Annotated in this window: 14 protein-coding genes; 10 read left to right on the plus strand and 4 right to left on the minus strand. The window is 65.2% G+C overall.

Annotated features, from left to right (window positions below):
- Positions 1 to 80: 80 nt before the first annotated feature.
- The 6 genes from VHL31_RS17600 (at position 81) to VHL31_RS17625 (ending at position 7454) form a co-directional block, all read left to right on the plus strand.
- Complete coding sequence (locus tag VHL31_RS17600; protein ID WP_329662544.1) at positions 81 to 797, plus strand: AEC family transporter; 717 nt, start codon at positions 81 to 83, stop codon at positions 795 to 797.
- Between the two features lie 335 nt (positions 798 to 1132).
- On the plus strand, positions 1133 to 1525 hold the full coding sequence (locus tag VHL31_RS17605) for a carboxymuconolactone decarboxylase family protein (RefSeq protein WP_329662545.1): 393 nt from the start codon (positions 1133 to 1135) through the stop codon (positions 1523 to 1525).
- A gap of 121 nt (positions 1526 to 1646) precedes the next feature.
- Positions 1647 to 2099 (plus strand): (2Fe-2S)-binding protein, encoded by a 453-nt coding sequence (locus tag VHL31_RS17610; protein ID WP_329662546.1) that lies wholly within the window; start codon positions 1647 to 1649, stop codon positions 2097 to 2099.
- Positions 2100 to 2112: 13 nt separating this feature from the next.
- The gene (locus VHL31_RS17615) at positions 2113 to 4422 is read left to right on the plus strand and encodes a xanthine dehydrogenase family protein molybdopterin-binding subunit (protein WP_329662547.1); all 2310 of its coding nucleotides are present in this window, start codon (positions 2113 to 2115) and stop codon (positions 4420 to 4422) included.
- A gap of 15 nt (positions 4423 to 4437) precedes the next feature.
- Positions 4438 to 5745, plus strand: coding sequence for a cytochrome c (locus VHL31_RS17620; RefSeq protein ID WP_329662548.1), 1308 nt, complete (start codon positions 4438 to 4440; stop codon positions 5743 to 5745).
- A 5-nt stretch (positions 5746 to 5750) separates the two neighbouring features.
- On the plus strand, positions 5751 to 7454 hold the full coding sequence (locus tag VHL31_RS17625) for a hypothetical protein (RefSeq protein WP_329662549.1): 1704 nt from the start codon (positions 5751 to 5753) through the stop codon (positions 7452 to 7454).
- On the opposite strand, the gene VHL31_RS17630 is transcribed toward VHL31_RS17625, so the two are convergent.
- The gene (locus VHL31_RS17630; RefSeq protein WP_329662550.1) at positions 7429 to 7842 is read right to left on the minus strand and encodes a VOC family protein; all 414 of its coding nucleotides are present in this window, start codon (positions 7840 to 7842) and stop codon (positions 7429 to 7431) included. The genes VHL31_RS17625 and VHL31_RS17630 overlap by 26 nt on opposite strands.
- Before the next feature lie 168 nt (positions 7843 to 8010).
- Here VHL31_RS17630 and VHL31_RS17635 point away from each other — a divergent pair, with 168 nt between their 5' ends.
- The gene (locus VHL31_RS17635) at positions 8011 to 9405 is read left to right on the plus strand and encodes an Nramp family divalent metal transporter (RefSeq protein WP_329662551.1); all 1395 of its coding nucleotides are present in this window, start codon (positions 8011 to 8013) and stop codon (positions 9403 to 9405) included.
- Positions 9406 to 9442: 37 nt separating this feature from the next.
- On the opposite strand, the gene VHL31_RS17640 is transcribed toward VHL31_RS17635, so the two are convergent.
- A complete protein-coding gene (locus VHL31_RS17640) occupies positions 9443 to 10132 on the minus strand; it encodes a D-lyxose/D-mannose family sugar isomerase (protein ID WP_329662552.1) in 690 nt (229 codons plus the stop codon).
- A gap of 496 nt (positions 10133 to 10628) precedes the next feature.
- Here VHL31_RS17640 and VHL31_RS17645 point away from each other — a divergent pair, with 496 nt between their 5' ends.
- Together VHL31_RS17645 and VHL31_RS17650 are read left to right on the plus strand one after the other, a co-directional pair.
- Positions 10629 to 10793, plus strand: a complete 165-nt coding sequence (locus tag VHL31_RS17645; RefSeq protein ID WP_329662553.1) for a hypothetical protein — start codon at positions 10629 to 10631, stop codon at positions 10791 to 10793.
- A 117-nt stretch (positions 10794 to 10910) separates the two neighbouring features.
- Complete coding sequence (locus VHL31_RS17650; protein ID WP_329662554.1) at positions 10911 to 11555, plus strand: amidohydrolase family protein; 645 nt, start codon at positions 10911 to 10913, stop codon at positions 11553 to 11555.
- A gap of 14 nt (positions 11556 to 11569) precedes the next feature.
- Here VHL31_RS17650 and VHL31_RS17655 read toward each other — a convergent pair whose 3' ends face one another.
- Together VHL31_RS17655 and VHL31_RS17660 are read right to left on the minus strand one after the other, a co-directional pair.
- The gene (locus VHL31_RS17655; RefSeq protein WP_329662555.1) at positions 11570 to 11998 is read right to left on the minus strand and encodes a DUF4112 domain-containing protein; all 429 of its coding nucleotides are present in this window, start codon (positions 11996 to 11998) and stop codon (positions 11570 to 11572) included.
- Between the two features lie 317 nt (positions 11999 to 12315).
- Entirely contained in the window at positions 12316 to 13617 is a 1302-nt protein-coding gene (locus VHL31_RS17660) for an FAD-binding oxidoreductase (RefSeq protein WP_329662556.1), read from the minus strand.
- An 866-nt stretch (positions 13618 to 14483) separates the two neighbouring features.
- Here VHL31_RS17660 and VHL31_RS17665 point away from each other — a divergent pair.
- The gene (locus VHL31_RS17665; RefSeq protein ID WP_329662557.1) at positions 14484 to 15032 is read left to right on the plus strand and encodes a transposase; all 549 of its coding nucleotides are present in this window, start codon (positions 14484 to 14486) and stop codon (positions 15030 to 15032) included.
- The last annotated feature ends 118 nt before the right edge of the window (positions 15033 to 15150 follow it).

Genomic DNA, 15150 nt, shown 5'->3' on the forward strand with positions numbered 1-15150 from the left:
ACCGGACACCCGCCCAGGTTCGAGCCGGCCAGCTTGGTCAGATGCACATGGCCGCGTGAGCGCACATCGGTGTCTCATCATTGTGGACCGGTACACTGATTCTTTACTGCATCGTGTTCATCACGATGAACCTCGCCTTCCGCCGCTCGCGCGCCGAGAGCGCCATCGCCGCGATCGGCGCATCCTGGGGCAATGTCGGCTATATGGGAGTGCCGCTCCTGCTGGCTGCCTATGGCGAAGCCCAGGCCCTGCCGGCGGTGATCGCAACGGCGCTCGATTCGATCGTCATGCAGACGCTCACCGTCGTCCTCATCGAATCCGGTGGAGGCACGCGCAGAATCGGCATCCTTGGCGTCGGCCGGGCTATCGCCACCAATCCGCTGATCCTCGCGGTCCTTGCCGGGTTCGTCGTCGCTGCTTTCGACCTGCCGCTGCCATCGCCGCTGACAGGCTTCCTGGCCATCCTGGGGCCAGCTGCCGGCCCCGGCGCGCTGTTTGCCCTTGGTGCCACGCTGACGGGCGGCATGGGCCTGCGTCGCGACTACGGCCTGGCGGCCGGCATCATCGCAGCCAAGCTCCTGGTCCTGCCCGCGATCGTCTTCGCCGCCCTGCAAATGGTCCCATTTCCCGCGGCCCTCGCCGAACCGACCCTGGTCACCTCGGCCCTCCCGACGGCGGCCAGCGTCTTCGTCTTGGCCCAGCGCTACAACGTCCTGGAGCGTCCGATCGCGTTGGTGGTCTTCGGCAGCCATCTGGCCGGCATCGCCACACTCACCGGACTGCTCGTGCTGCTCTAGGCGAGGTAGCCGACAGGCAAACGATGTCCATCTTGATGGCCCAGTCTTGAGAGGCAGGAGTCGGGCAGCGTGGGCGATATGGCATCATGAAGCGATACCATGCTTTACGTCTGATCTGCCCATCCAAGCAGCCAGCGTGTTCGTCCCGCCCTCACAAGACGACCGGCTTCCACGCTGTACCCCTGCGGACGGCCAGAACCTGATTCTGCAACGACGAGGAAGATTGCCCGCCTGCACGGATCGATGAAGCCGGCTCCACCTGAGTGGCAGAGATCGGCCGAAGGGCGTAATCGGGCGGCCAGCCCGTTTCCGTGCCACCGTTCAGGAGCAGCTCCATGGCCCGCCCAGCCCCGATCACCTATGCCGACGCCAGTCCCGAAGTCCGTATGGTCTTCGACGACATCATGACGACCCGCAACCTCAAGGACGTAAACAATTTCTGGAAGTATCTTGCCAACGACCCGAAGACGCTCGCCCGCACCTGGGCAAGCATCAAGGAGATCATGGCAGATGGCGCCCTGTCGCCCTTGATGAAGGAGCTGGTCTACATCGCTGTCAGCGTGACCAATGACTGCGAGTACTGCATCGCTTCCCATTCAGCGGCGGCCGCGAAAGCGGGCATGACGCCGGAGATGTTCGCCGAGCTGGTCGCGGTGATCGGCATGGCGAACGAGACCAATCGGCTCGTGGCGGCCTACCGGGTGCCGGTGGACGAGCAGTTCCGTTGAGCCGCACACCCGCTGCAGGCTTTCCAAAAAATCATACTGTTGCCGGGAGACCTTCCGGACACTGATCCGTTACCGCAGCGCACCATTGGCCCGAGAGCGGGCTGCAGCTGTGGAGCGCATCATGATCCAGCTCACCGTCAACGGCGAGTCGCAGAGCGTCGACGTCCCGTCCGACATGCCGTTGCTGTGGGTGCTGCGTGACGTGATCGGGCTGACCGGCACCAAGTTCGGCTGCGGCATTGCACAATGCGGTGCCTGCACCGTGCAGCTTGACGGCCGGCCGGTGCGTTCCTGCATCCTGCCGGTCGGATCGGTCGGCGCGCGTCAGATCACGACCGTGGAAGCCATCGGACAGACTCCGGCAGGCAAGAAGGTGCAGGAGGCTTGGCTGGCCCTGGAGGTCGTCCAGTGCGGCTATTGCCAGTCCGGCCAGGTGATGTCGGCTGCAGCTTTGCTCGCGAAGGTGCCGGAGCCCAGCGACGCCGACATCGATTCGGCGATGGCCGGCAACATCTGCCGCTGCGGCACCTACACCCGGATTCGGGCTGCCATCAAAGAGGCAGCCAAGGCTTGAGGAGGGCTTGTCCATGAAGCCCAGCTCGACCGGTCCTTCCTTCGCCCGCATCATGCCAGAGCAACTGACGGAGCCGACCCGGCGGCGCTTCCTCCAGGTAGGCGGCCTTCTACTGGCCTTTGCTGCCATGGGACGGCAAAAGGCCCGTGCGGCCGGAGAGCAGCCAGGTCTGCGCTCCATCCAGAACGTCACTGGGGGTGGCGACACGGGTGATGCATTCCAGGGCTTCGCACCTGGCGGGTTCATCCGGATCGGCCGCGACGGCCGGATCGATCTGATCGCCCCAAACGTCGAGATGGGCCAGGGCATCTACACGGCCGAGGCGATGCTGATCGCCGAGGAACTGGAGGTCGGCCTCGACCAGGTCGGCGTCCTGGCCGCTCCGGCCGATGAGGAACTCTACAAGCAGCCTCTCCTCCAGTCGCAGAGCACCGGCGGCTCGACGTCCATCCGCGGTGCGTGGGTTCCGCTGCGCCAGGCTGGCGCCGCTGCTCGTATGATGCTGATCGCCGCAGCCGCGGAGCAGTGGAACGTGCCGGTGGAGGAATGCACGGCGGAGCGTGCGGTGGTCCGGCACGGCGCGACCGGGCGCACCCTCGGCTATGGCGAGCTTGCTGATGCCGCCGGCCGCCGACCGGTGCCGCAGGACGTGCCGCTCAAGGAGCCCAAGGACTGGACCCTCATCGGCACGTCCGCCCACAGGGTCGACTCACCCGGCAAGGTGGACGGCACTGCGATCTTCGGCCTGGACGTTCGCCTGCCGGACATGAAGGTTGCTGCTGTCGCGGCCTGCCCTGTCTTCGGTGGAACGCTGGCCTCAGTGGACGACAAGGCAGCGCGTGGCGTTCCAGGCGTGCGCGACATCATCACGATCGAGAACGCCGTCGCCGTGACGGCCGACCATTACTGGGCAGCCAAGCGGGGCCTGGAAGCCCTCGAGATTACCTGGGAGGAAGGCAAGCACGCCCACCTGTCCAGCGCCGAGATCGTCCAGGACCTGCGTGATGCGTTCGGCCGGGTCCCGGCGGTGGTGGCGCGTCACGACGGCGATGCCGACGCGGCCCTGGCAGGAGCTGCCAAGAGGGTAGAAGCAGCCTACGAGTTGCCTTTCCTCGCCCATGCCACGATGGAGCCGATCAACACGACGGTCCACGTCCGGCCCGATGCCTGCGAGATCTGGGTCGGCACGCAGGTGCCAACAGTCGCCCAGGCGACGGCCGCCAGGATCACCGGCCTGCCGCCCGAGAAGGTCCTCGTCCACAACCAGTTGCTGGGTGGCGGCTTTGGCCGCCGGCTGGTCGCGGATTCGGTCGCCCAGGCGGTACAGATCGCCAAGCAGGTCCCCTACCCCGTCAAGGTCGTATGGAGCCGCGAGGAGGACATCCAGCACGACTTCTATCGCCCCGCCTATTTCGACCGGCTCACCGCGGGCCTTGATGCGGAGGGGATGCCGATCGCCTGGATCGACCATGTGACCGGCGGCTCGGTCATGGGCAGCTATTTCCCTGGCGGCCTGCCCGAGGGAAAGCTCGATGCCGACGCCGTCGAGGGCGCGATCAAGCCCCCTTACGACCTGCCTGTGGTACATGTGGACTGGACGCGCAAGGACCCGCCAGTACCGATTACATGGTGGCGCGGTGTCGGCCCGACCCACAATGTCCATGTCGTCGAGACCTTCATCGACGAAATTGCCTATGCCGTCGGGCGCGACCCGGTCGAGTACCGGCGTGCCCTGCTGGGAAACAACCCTCGCGGGCGGGCCGTGCTGGACCTCGCCACCGAGAAAGCGGGCTGGGGCACGCCTTTGGCGGCCGGCCGCGGACGCGGTGTGTCGCTGCACGATTCGTTCGGCAGCCATCTGGCTGTCGTGGCCGAAGTCGAGGTGTCGCCCCTTGGCGACGTCCGCCTTCTCCGCGTGGTGGCGGCAATCGACTGCGGACTGACGGTCAATCCGGACACGGTGGCGGCGCAGATCGAGGGTGGCCTCGTGTTCGGCTTCTCGGCGGCGCTCTACAGCGACATCACGTTCAGCGGCGGCCGGGTGGAGCAAAGCAACTTCCACGACTACCGGATGATGCGGATCAACGAGACCCCGCCGATCGAGGTCCACCAGATCCGCAACGAGGAAGATCCTGGCGGCATCGGCGAGACCGGCACGGTCTCCGCCGCACCTGCCCTGGGCAACGCGATCTTCGCCGCAACCGGCAAGCGACTGCGCCGCTACCCGTTCGACCGCCGATCGCTCCTGAACCCGGACCTGGCCGACAAGGTCGCCGAATCGGTGCCTCCGGGTGCCATCCAGCAGGCTTCGGCCGCGCCCTGACGAAGAGGTTCTGTGATGCGCCGTTGGGCCGGCATCCTGCTCGCACTCGTGATCGTGGTGGCGGTTGCCGCCGTCGCATTCTTCTTCTGGCCGGCCAGGCTTGGAGACGTGACTGCCGCACGCGCGGCCTTGCCGCCTGGCCATGAGAGCGTGGAGCGTGGCGAATATCTTGCCCGGGCGGCCGACTGCGCCGCCTGCCACACGCTCGCCAGCGGCAAGCCCTATGCAGGTGGCCTGCCCTTCAAGCTGCCGTTCGGCACGATCTACGCGTCCAATATCACGCCGGACAAGCAGACGGGCATCGGCGACTGGACCGATGCCGAGTTCGTACGGGCCATGCAGCACGGGATCGATCGCGACGGCCAGAACCTCTACCCGGCCTTTCCTTACGCGTCCTACGCACTGATGAGCACGGAGGACTTGCTGGCCATCAAGGACTACCTGTTCAGCATGGAGCCGGTCCGCAAGGAAACGCCCCCGAGCGAGCTCTCCTTCCCCTACAACCAGCGCTACCTGATGCGCGCCTGGAACCTCCTGTTCGTCCCCGGCGACCGGCTCACGCCGGACCCCGAGCGCCCCGCAGACTGGAACAGGGGCGCCTATCTGGTCGAGGCCATGGGTCACTGCGGCGAATGCCATACGCCGCGCAACCTCCTGTTCGCCCAGGACAGCGGCAAGAAGTTCGCCGGCGCGGTGACCGCCGGCTGGAAGGCCTACAACATCAGTTCCGACAAGGAGACGGGCATCGGCAACTGGACCGATCAGCAGCTCGCCGACTATCTGGCCCAAGGTCATGCCGAAGGCCGCGGGGCAGCCTCCGGCAGCATGGCCGAGGTCGTCGAGTACAGCACCCAGTACCTGACCCAGGATGATATCCGGGCGATGGTCGCCTATCTGCGTACCGTCCCGCCGCAGGATTCGGGCGATGCCACGATCGTGCACGACAACCCGCCTGCGGTGGCCGCCTCAAGTCAGTTGACCCCGCCGCCCGAGCAGCTGGCGTCACCCTCGCTGGGCCTGACCGTGTTTCAAGGTGCCTGCGCCAGCTGCCACGGATGGAATGGTGAAGGCATCCAGCACCCGCATGCAGCCCTGGTCGGCGCGCAGACCGTGAATGACCCGGAGGGCACCAACCTGCTGCAGGTGCTCATCCACGGCAGCCACATGCGGACCCGTGAGGGTGACGTGTTCATGCCGGCCTTCGGCAAGGCTTACACCGACGCGGAGCTGGCCGCCGTCGCCAACTATGTCATTGGCCATTTCGGCGCGAAGGAGGCGAGGATCACGCCCGCCGATGTCGCTGCGGCCCGGTTCCTGGATTAGTTGACATGACCGATGCGACCCGCGCCCTGCCCGGATCGTCGAGCAGGCATGGCATGGTGATTTGCCAGCCTGCATCCGCCTCCTGGTGGGCGGCCGCAGCTGTTCTGGCCATCATCCTGGTTCTGCCGCTGTTCGTCGTCGAGCTTCCGCCAGTCCTGGACTATCCGAACCATCTGGCGCGGATGAAGATCCTGGCCGAGGGACCGGCCAACCCGATCATGAGCCGGATCTACGCCATCGACTGGGGGCTGATCCCCAACATCGCGATCGACCTGATCATGCCGCCCATGCTGAAGGTCATGCCGCTGTTCACCGCTGGCAAGATCATGCTGGCGGTTACGGTGCTCCTGCCGGTGCTGGGTGCCGTCCTGTTCAGCCGGGCGCTGTTCGGGCATTGGTCGTTCTGGTCGCTCGGCTGCGGGCTCGTCGCCTATAACGGCATCACGCTGCTGGGCTTCATGAACTTCCAGATCGGTCTGGGCTTGGCGCTGGTGGTCGCCGCCGGCTGGATCGAGTTTCGGGACAGGGCTCCGGTCGCCACTGTGCTCGGCTGCGCGCTCGGCGCGGTGCTCCTGTTCTTCCTGCATGTCTTCGCCGTTCTGTTCCTGGCCGTGCTGCTGGGCTCGCACGAACTGATGCAGCTCTACGACGGCTGGCGATCCGGCAAGCCTGTGCGCCCGGCCCTGGTCCGGTCGGCGACGATGCTGGGTTGCGTGTTCGTGCTGCCGGTCGTCTTCTATGCGATGTCGGCGCTGAGCGGGAATGCGCCGGAGGCACGCTGGCGCTCGCTCGGCCGCAAGTCCTACGGGCTGTTCCTGCCCTTCCTGAACTATCGCGTGAACCTGGACCTCGGCACCGGGTTCTTGATCGGCGCAGGCATCCTGTTCTCCTGGTGGCGCGGCTGGATGAGGGTGCCGCTCAGCACCGTCATTGCCATGGTCGTGCTGTCGGTTGCCTACGTGCTCTCCCCCTTCTCCCTGAAAGGGGCTTCCTTCGTCGACCTAAGGATGCCCGCCATGATGGGCTTCCTGCTGTTTGCGGGCATGGCACCGGTTGCGATCCCGCGCCGGGTCGCGCAGGTGGGCGGCCTCGGCCTCGGCGCGCTGTTCGCCGTCCGGATGGCGGTCCTCGTCCTCGTCTGGATCGGATCGCAAGCCGACGTGGCACGCGTGCGGCAGGCGATCGCGCCGGTCCAGCCGGGAAGCAAGGTGCTGCTCACGATCAGCGACTGGGAGGACAACCCGGCCTACTGGCGCAAGGGGATGGAGCGGAGCCGGCGGGTGACCAAGCTCGCGTCCACCTTCATCCATCTGGCGGCGCTGCTGACGATCGAGCGCAACGCGTTCTGGCCTCTCCTGTTCGCCGAACCGGCCAAGCAGCCGATCCAGGCCCGGATCCCTTACCAGGACCTCTCCATCCCCGAGGGCTGGCCGCCCAGCTACGAGTTGCTCGACAAGGAGCGGCCGGACGAGGTGATGGATCCCGACGATCTGGAAGAGGCGCCCTACCTGAACAGGTGGGATCGAAAGTACGACTACGTGCTGATCCTGAACGCCGGGGGCGTTCCCGACCTGCGCCAGGTGGCGCCGACGAAGCTTGAGCTGATCAATGCCAATGACATGGCCGCGCTGTTCCGCGTCCGTCACCCATGGACGGCGCAGCACAGCTCGCGAGAGGATCTGCTCAGCCGCACGGCCGGTCGCAGTTGACCATCCACGGCGTGCCGAACCGGTCGACCAGCATGCCGAAGCGCTCCGCCCAGAAGGTCTGCTCCAGCGGCATCTGGATGATGCCGCCCTCGCCGAGCGCTGCGAACAGTCGCTCTGCCTCGGCCGGACCGGTCGGATGCAGCGAGACGTGAAACCCCTGTGGCGCCTGATAGCGATCGGGAGGGCTGTCGGATGCCATCAACCGGCGGTCGCCGACGGCGAGGCACGCATGGATGATCTTGTCGCGCCACCCGGCGGGCGTGTGTTCCTCCATGGGCGTGCCGCGATAGGTCATCATTGCCTCGATCCGGCCGCCCAGGCAGCGTTCGTAGAACCGGAATGCATCCTGACAATTTCCGTTGAACTGGAGGTAGGTGTTCATCTGCATCCGTGCACTCCCCAAGTAAGCTTCTGCTTCTTAATACGTTGATATCAACTTTGCATATCCCGGTCAACTGGGCAGCGTCTTCCGATGGAGCCGATCGCCGTCTTCGGTGTTCCGTTCATCCAGACAGGATGGGAGGCTCTGGTGGCAGCAAAGACGAAAACCGCGCCGATGGCTTATGCGGTTGCCGACGATGATCCTTACCACCTGACGCCGGAAGGGATTCAGGAGCCGCCGGTCGGCTGGCGGCAGAGCTTGCGGCACCTCGGTCCTGGCCTGATTCTTAGCGCCTCGATCGTAGGATCAGGCGAACTGATTGCCACCACCACGCTAGGCGCCACCGCTGGCTTCGCCCTGCTCTGGATGGTCATCTTCAGCACGCTCGTGAAGGTCGCCGTGCAGGTGGAACTCGCTCGCTGGACCATCTCGACCGGGCAGCCTGCCCTCACGGGCTACAACAAGGTGCCACCCAAGATCGGCCGAGTCGGCTGGATCAACCTGCTATGGGTCCTGATGGCCCTGTCGAAGATCCTGCAGATCGGCGGTGTGCTGGGCGGCACGGCCGCTTCCTTGAGCATTCTCATGCCGATCGGCGGTGATCCGCTCGGCGCGACCTCCCTCACCATCTGGACCGCGGTCCTGGCGGTCGTCAGCATCGCGCTCCTTTATGGCAACAGCTACAACCTGATCGAGAAGGGGGCTGTATTCCTTGTCGTGATCTTCAGCTTCGTCACGATCGTGATCGCGCTAGGGTTGCCCTTCACTCCCTATGGCTACAGCCCGGCCGATGTCCTTGGCGGCCTCACCTTCGCCGTTCCGGCCGGCACGATCGGCGTCGCCATCGCCATGTTCGGGATCACCGGCGTCGGGGCCGATGAGCTCACGTTCTACACATACTGGTGCGTCGAGAAGGGCTATGCCCGCAATGTGGGCCCGAACGACGGCAGCGAAGCATGGGTGCGTCGCGCGAAGGGATGGATCAGCGTCATGTACAAGGACGCCTTCGTCTCATGGGCGATCTACACCTTCGGCACCCTCGCCTTCTTCGTCATGGGTGCTGCCGTGCTGCGGCCACAGAACCTCGTGCCCAAGGGTAACGAGATGATCACGACCCTGTCGCGTATGTACACCGATACGCTGGGCGAGTGGGCAGCCATCATGTTCTTGATCGGCGCCATCGCCGTGCTGGGCTCGACCCTTTGGGCGGCCATTCCCAGCTGGTCGCGCATGTACGTCAACTTCCTGTCGGTGGTCGGCGTGGTGGACTGGCAGAACACCCAGTCACGCCTGCGCTGGATCCGCATCTTCACCGTGGCGCTGCCGATCATCTGGGGCGCTGCCTACCTCTCCATCCAGTCGCCGGTGTTCATGGTGCAGATCGGCGGCGTGATGACCGGCATCTTCCTGCTCGGCAGCGTGGCCGCCGTCTGGTACCTACGCCGCACCGAGACCGACCCCCGCATCTATGGCAGTGGCCTGTTCAACGCTGCACTGGTGGTCAGCAGCATCGCGATCATCCTGCTCGGCATCTATTCAGCGTTGAACGTGTTCGGCGTGTTCGGGTGATCCGCCCAGCCGGCGGCCGTCATCCGGCCGCCGGCTGTCAATCCTTTCCCCAAAATCGCTCATAGTCGTCCCGCAGCAGGAACAAGGGCCGCTCGTCTTCCTCGATCGTGGCGAACCGGCCTACCGAGGCCAGGAACCGATTGTCCCGGTCGTCGTCGTTCACGAGCGAGACCTCGCCCATCAGTACGTCGTGCCGCCAACCCCATAGCTTGTGATAGCATCCTGGCAGGATCGTGATGCTCTCGCCGGGCTGCAGCCGGATCGCCGTTCCGGCATCGACAGTCCGCAGCACGCCATCCACCCGCAGAGTGACCGGCCGGTCGTCCACGTCCTCCGCCGGTGTCGAATGGTAGACCTGCACATGCAGGTCGCCGCCGCCGCGGTTGATGATGTCCTCCATCTTCTGCCAATGGAAATGCATCGGGCAGACCTGGTCGTGCTGGAGCATCAGGATCTTTTCGCAGTAGAGCTTGCCCCTGCCCGCCTGAAGATCCGCAACCGCGCCATTGCGGATCGTGAAGATCACGAGGCCGCACTTGCAGAACCGGCCGCGACCGAAATCGGTGATGTCCCAGCCCAGCCGATGCTGGACGATCTCGTCCGCTTCCGGGCCCTTCTTCCTCCACTCGTCAGGTGACCAGTAGGCGAACGGCGGCAGGTGGAAGTTCTGGCTGCGAAAGAACGCGTCCGCCGCGCGCATGATCTGGTTGATCTCGGACCGCTTCACGACCTGCCCCTCCCGATCCCTGTTTCTTCCCGAATAGCCGAAGGGGCGCGATTGTCCAGGAAGCCACGGTGCTCCTCGACGTGATGGGCAAGTGCTCGCGACTTGCTCCAGAATGCTGGAGAATGTTGGAAAGGCGATCACCCGAACGGTCGAAGAAGCCGCTGCCCGACGACAAGGTCGCAGGGAGGACCAGCAGCAGCCTATCCGGGGGAAGTCCTGGTGAAAGGCAACCGCATCAAGGCGGTGGCCCGAGGTGCCTAACGGATCGGGCGGGAGCGCGCCTTGGAGGTGATCGACGGCGCCGGCCAGTTCCTGATGCCGGGCGTGGTGGCAGGACACTGTCATCTGGAGCTTCATGGGGCCCGCCCGCAACCAGGACCTGGGCGAGATCCCGCCGGAGGAGCACCTGCTGCGCACCTGCGGCAACGCTACCCTCATCCTCAACCGTGGCTTCACCTCATGCTAAGCCGCGGCGTCTGCCAAGCTCCGGATTGACGTGCGCCAGGAGATCGAGGACGGCTATCTGGCGGGACCTCGCTATCGTGCGACCGGGCCCGAGATCACCGTGACAGGCGGGCTTGCCGACGAGCGCAAGCAGCACATGCATGCCGAGAGCTTCGGCATGATCGCAGACGCGCCCGACGAGATCCGGCGCGCCTGAACGGATCTGTTGCCGTGAAGGCGTGGACAACGTGAAGTTCAACGTGTCCGGCGACGAGTTCGTGGGCCATGCCCGAGCCGAGATCGTCTCGCTCAGCGAGGAGCACTGCGCGTCGGCGTGGAAACCGCGTATGACTGGGGCAAGCATGTCGCCTGCCATTCCCGTGCGGCGGAATCAGTGAAGCGCGCGGTGCGCGCTGGAATCGACTGCATCTATCATTGTGACTTCGCCGATGACGAGGCGCTCGGCATGCTGGAGGCCGGCAAGGACCGCGTCATCGTCGGTCCGGCGTTCGGTCTCGTCCATAATGCGGTGTTCGAGGGGGACTTGGTCGGGCTGACCAAGGAGGTGGGTGACGGGATGGGCCTGCCGCGCAAGTTCGAGCACATGATCCGCACTTATCACGAGATGCGCCGGCGCGGCATGCGGGTCGTGGTCGGTGGCGACTACGGCTTGATGCTGACACCAATGGGGCAGAACGCCCGCGACATCGGTCATTTCGTGAAGTTCTTCGGCTACAGCCCTGCCGAGGCGCTGAAGTGCGCCACCGCCGTGGGCGGCGATCTGATGGGTCACAAGGGTGAGCTCGGCGTCATCACCGAGGAAGCCCTCGCCGACCTGTTGCTGGTCGACGGCAACCCTTTGCAGGGTCAGTCTGTCCTGGTGGGCCCTGATCGATGCTCGATGATCATGAAGGCTGGCGCCATGCACCGCGACCCTCGTTCCAGGATCACGGTGCCGCAGCGCTTGGCAGCAGAGTAGAGCAGCCGTCCTGATCAGGAGGTCGCATGCACCCGCTCAGGCTGCAGGTCGAGCACCCGCTCATGCTGGTCGAGGTGCTCGCGCAGCATGGCCATGTTCTTGAGGTTGGCACGGTAGAACGCGTCGCCGAACCAGCCCACGATCGGGACCGCGCTGATCACCAGATCGATGCCCACATGGCCAACCATGCGCGCCAGCTTTGCCGGCGGCACGCCCAGGCGCCGCGCCTCCCAAATCAGGTAGCCGGACATAGCCTTGGCGGCGACCGTGCCTACGCCGGGAATGACGTTCAGCAACGCATCCGCGCCAAAGCGGAATTCAGTTCCGGGTACGCGGATGGCGCTGTCCAGCAAACGCGCCAGCCTGTCCAACCGCCTACGCGCGTCTTCGATGGACCGATGCTGATGACCAGATGCGTGTGCGCCAAAGGATGCAGCCTGCATCAGGAACTCCCAAGATCAGAGTACCAACAACAGTACTCATCAGGTGGAAGAGTCCGACATCGCAGTCCCTGTCGAGACTACCAGAGGGGCCCGGACCCCGATGCTACTGTAGATGGTAAGAGCTGGAGCATTTTCAAGTCCAATTTGTCTTGAAGCTCCCGAAGCTATTGCTGGTCCTCAGGAGGATGTTCATGCACAAGCAGCGGCTGGCATGCAGCTGCATGTTGCGCCATTGCGACAGCTGCGGACGGCGCAGGAACAAGTGAGGATAACTTTGCTTGCTCCTGGCTGCTCCTCCTCGCCGTCGCGTGTTCAGGTCAGCGCATGGCGTCCTGAAGCTGATGCAGATAGAGAAGCGGCGTCCTGAACCAGGCGTTCCCCGTATAGAAGGGCATGGTAGGAAATGATCGGCCGTCCAGTCCGGTCACGGCATCGGGGGCCCGCATCAGCTTTCGGCCGAGCATCGTGCCGAGGTAGGTCGACATGGCGATGCCAGTACCGTTGTAGCCGGTCGCATAGTGGATGCGGCCATGGCTGCCGATGTGCGGCAGATGGTCGAAGGTAGCGCCGACCATCCCGTACCAGGCATGGCTGATCTTCACGTCCACCAGGTCGGGAAACACCCTGAGCATGTTCGCCCTGGCCATGGGCAAGCTCTCGAGCGCATGCGCCTCCTGCAGTGGCACGACCGTCCCGAACAGGATGCGTTGGCCATCCGGTGTCGGCCGATGGTAGCTGACGTTCTTGCGCGTGTCGTAGACCATCCGGGCACCTGGATAGAGCCGGGCAACCAGGGCCGGATCCATCGGCTCCGTCGTCAACACGTAGCTCGCCACGCTGACGATCCGGCGCCGGAGCCATGGCAATGCGCCGTCGGCATAGCGGTCCGTGCCCACCACGACAGCCTGGGCCTGAATCATCCTTCCGGCGACGGTGACCCGTGCATGATCGCCTAGATCGTCGATCTTCTCGACACGGTGGCTCGGCAGGATCCGCGCGCCGGCCGCCAAGGCCAGGCGCAGCAGGGCGCGGTGGTAGCGGCCGGGGTGGATCGAGCTCCAGTCGGGCAGCGCCAGGCCCCCGTGGAAGTCGTCGCTCTCCACGAACGCTCCCTGCTCGCTGCGCGGCACGATGACGGCTTGGCTGCCGAACAGCCGCTGCTCCGCACCGAATGCCTCCAGGTCCTTCAGCCGGCCGGGGGAGTGGGCCCCGATGAAGTGCCCGCACACCTTGTAGTCGCAGTCGATCTTCTCGGTGGCCACGAAGCCGCGCAGGAACTTGTGCGCCGCGGCGCCCGTGCCGAGGATGCGCTGCGCCGCTTCCGGCCCCAGCTTGCGGCCAAGCCCCTCACTGGTCGGCCGCATCTCCGGTGAGACCTGCCCGCCATTGCGGGTGCTGCAGCCATGGCCAGGTTCGCCCGCGTCGACTACGAGCACCTCCCGGCCGGCCCGCGCCATTGTCAGCGCTGTCACGAGGCCGGTGAAGCCCGCACCGATCACCAAGGTCTCGACCTTATCCGGAAGGTCCACCGCGGGTATCGGCACGTCCGGCAGTTCGTCGCGCCAGAACGGGGCTTCCTTGAAGCCGTCCGAGAGAAATGCGAGCGCCGCCTTCGTCATGCAGGTCTTTCCTGGACCGCGAGCTCCCGGGAGCCCTCCTCCCGACTTTGCAGTTCCTCGGCTCGTCTGTCGCATCGCGAGCAGACCGAAAACGTGGCGGCACGCAAAGCTGCATTCAACACGCCGATCGGGATATGACGGACGACCTTCAGCGGGCTGGAACATCCGCTGCGCGCAAGAATGACAGAAGGGCTCGCGGAGGCGATCATCCATCGTCTTGCTCACGGGCAGACCCTGCTCCGCAAGAGGAAGTCCCCGCGATCAGGAGCACAGGCCGCTCCTGGCAGCCTGCGCAATTCGGCCACGTTCTTGCGCAGATCGAGTACCAAGGAGGCGGCCAACATGGAGGGGCTGGCGCAACGAGCCTTCGCGATCTTGTTAGGTGAGCGGGTCCATCTCAGGTCATGGATCGGCGCGGGCAAGCCGTCTCAGCGCAACTGATTGATGCCGTAGATGATCACCTTACCCCGGTAGAGCCTGAGCCTTGCGGCGCGGGTCACGCCTCAGTCCTCCTGCTTCAGGCCGGGTACTTGCGCCACGGCCTCGTCAGGCACCGTCACCACCTTCGACAGGAGACGAGTTGTCGGTTGGTATCTGAACCCCCGACCATCTGCGTGATGCTCTCGAAGTGCGTGCCATTGACGAGCCGGCCCTTGCCGTTCTCGGCGCAGATGATCTCATCTCGCGCCAGAGGAGACTGCCGCGAAGCCCTAGCCTTGGCCGTGCTGCTGTGATTCGATCCTGCCGATCAGGACGGAGGCGGCCGATGGTGCGCATGGCGGTGGTCAGGTGAGCCTGGTGGAAGCCCTGTTGCCGGCGGCCTTTGGCAGCAACCAGCGCCTGGAGCGGATCAGGGCGCAGGTGGACTGGGTGCCGATGGAGGCACTCCTGCAGCCGATGCGTCGGGCGCCGACGGGGCGGCCGGCCTATCCCCCTTGGTCCAGCTCAAGGCCATGCTCCTGCAGCAATGGTACCGGCTGTCCGATCGTGATCTCGAAGAGGCCCTGGCCAACCGGCTAAGCTTTCGGCGCTTCTGCGGGCTTGGGCTGGAGGATGCGGTGCCGGATGCGACGATGCTTTCCCGGTTCCGGATCGACCTTGCCGAGGCGGGTCTGGCGGAGACGGTCTTCGAAGCCTTGAACCGGCAGCTGGAACAGCGCGGTCTCGTGATCAAGGCCGGCACGATGAGCGATGCAACCTTGATGGAGGCGGACGTGAAGCGGCCGCTCATGCGGGAGGGCAAGGTCTCCACGACGGATCCGGCAGCAGGCTTCACCCGCCGAGGGCAACGCAGCTTCTTCGGCTACAAGGTTCATCTGGCCGTGGATCAAGGCTCTGATCTGATCCGCAAGGCCATCCTGTGTCAGCGCCGATATCGGCGAGAGCACTGCCGCCGATGCCCTCATCTGTGGTGACGAGGCGGCGGTGCTGGCGGACAAGGCGTATGAGTCCATGAGCAGACGGGAGGCCCTGGCGAAGATCGGCATCACCGACCGCATCATGCATCGCCGGCACGTCGGCAAGCGCCAGCCG

The organism is Geminicoccus sp. (assembly GCF_036263595.1).
GTDB lineage: Bacteria > Pseudomonadota > Alphaproteobacteria > Geminicoccales > Geminicoccaceae > Geminicoccus.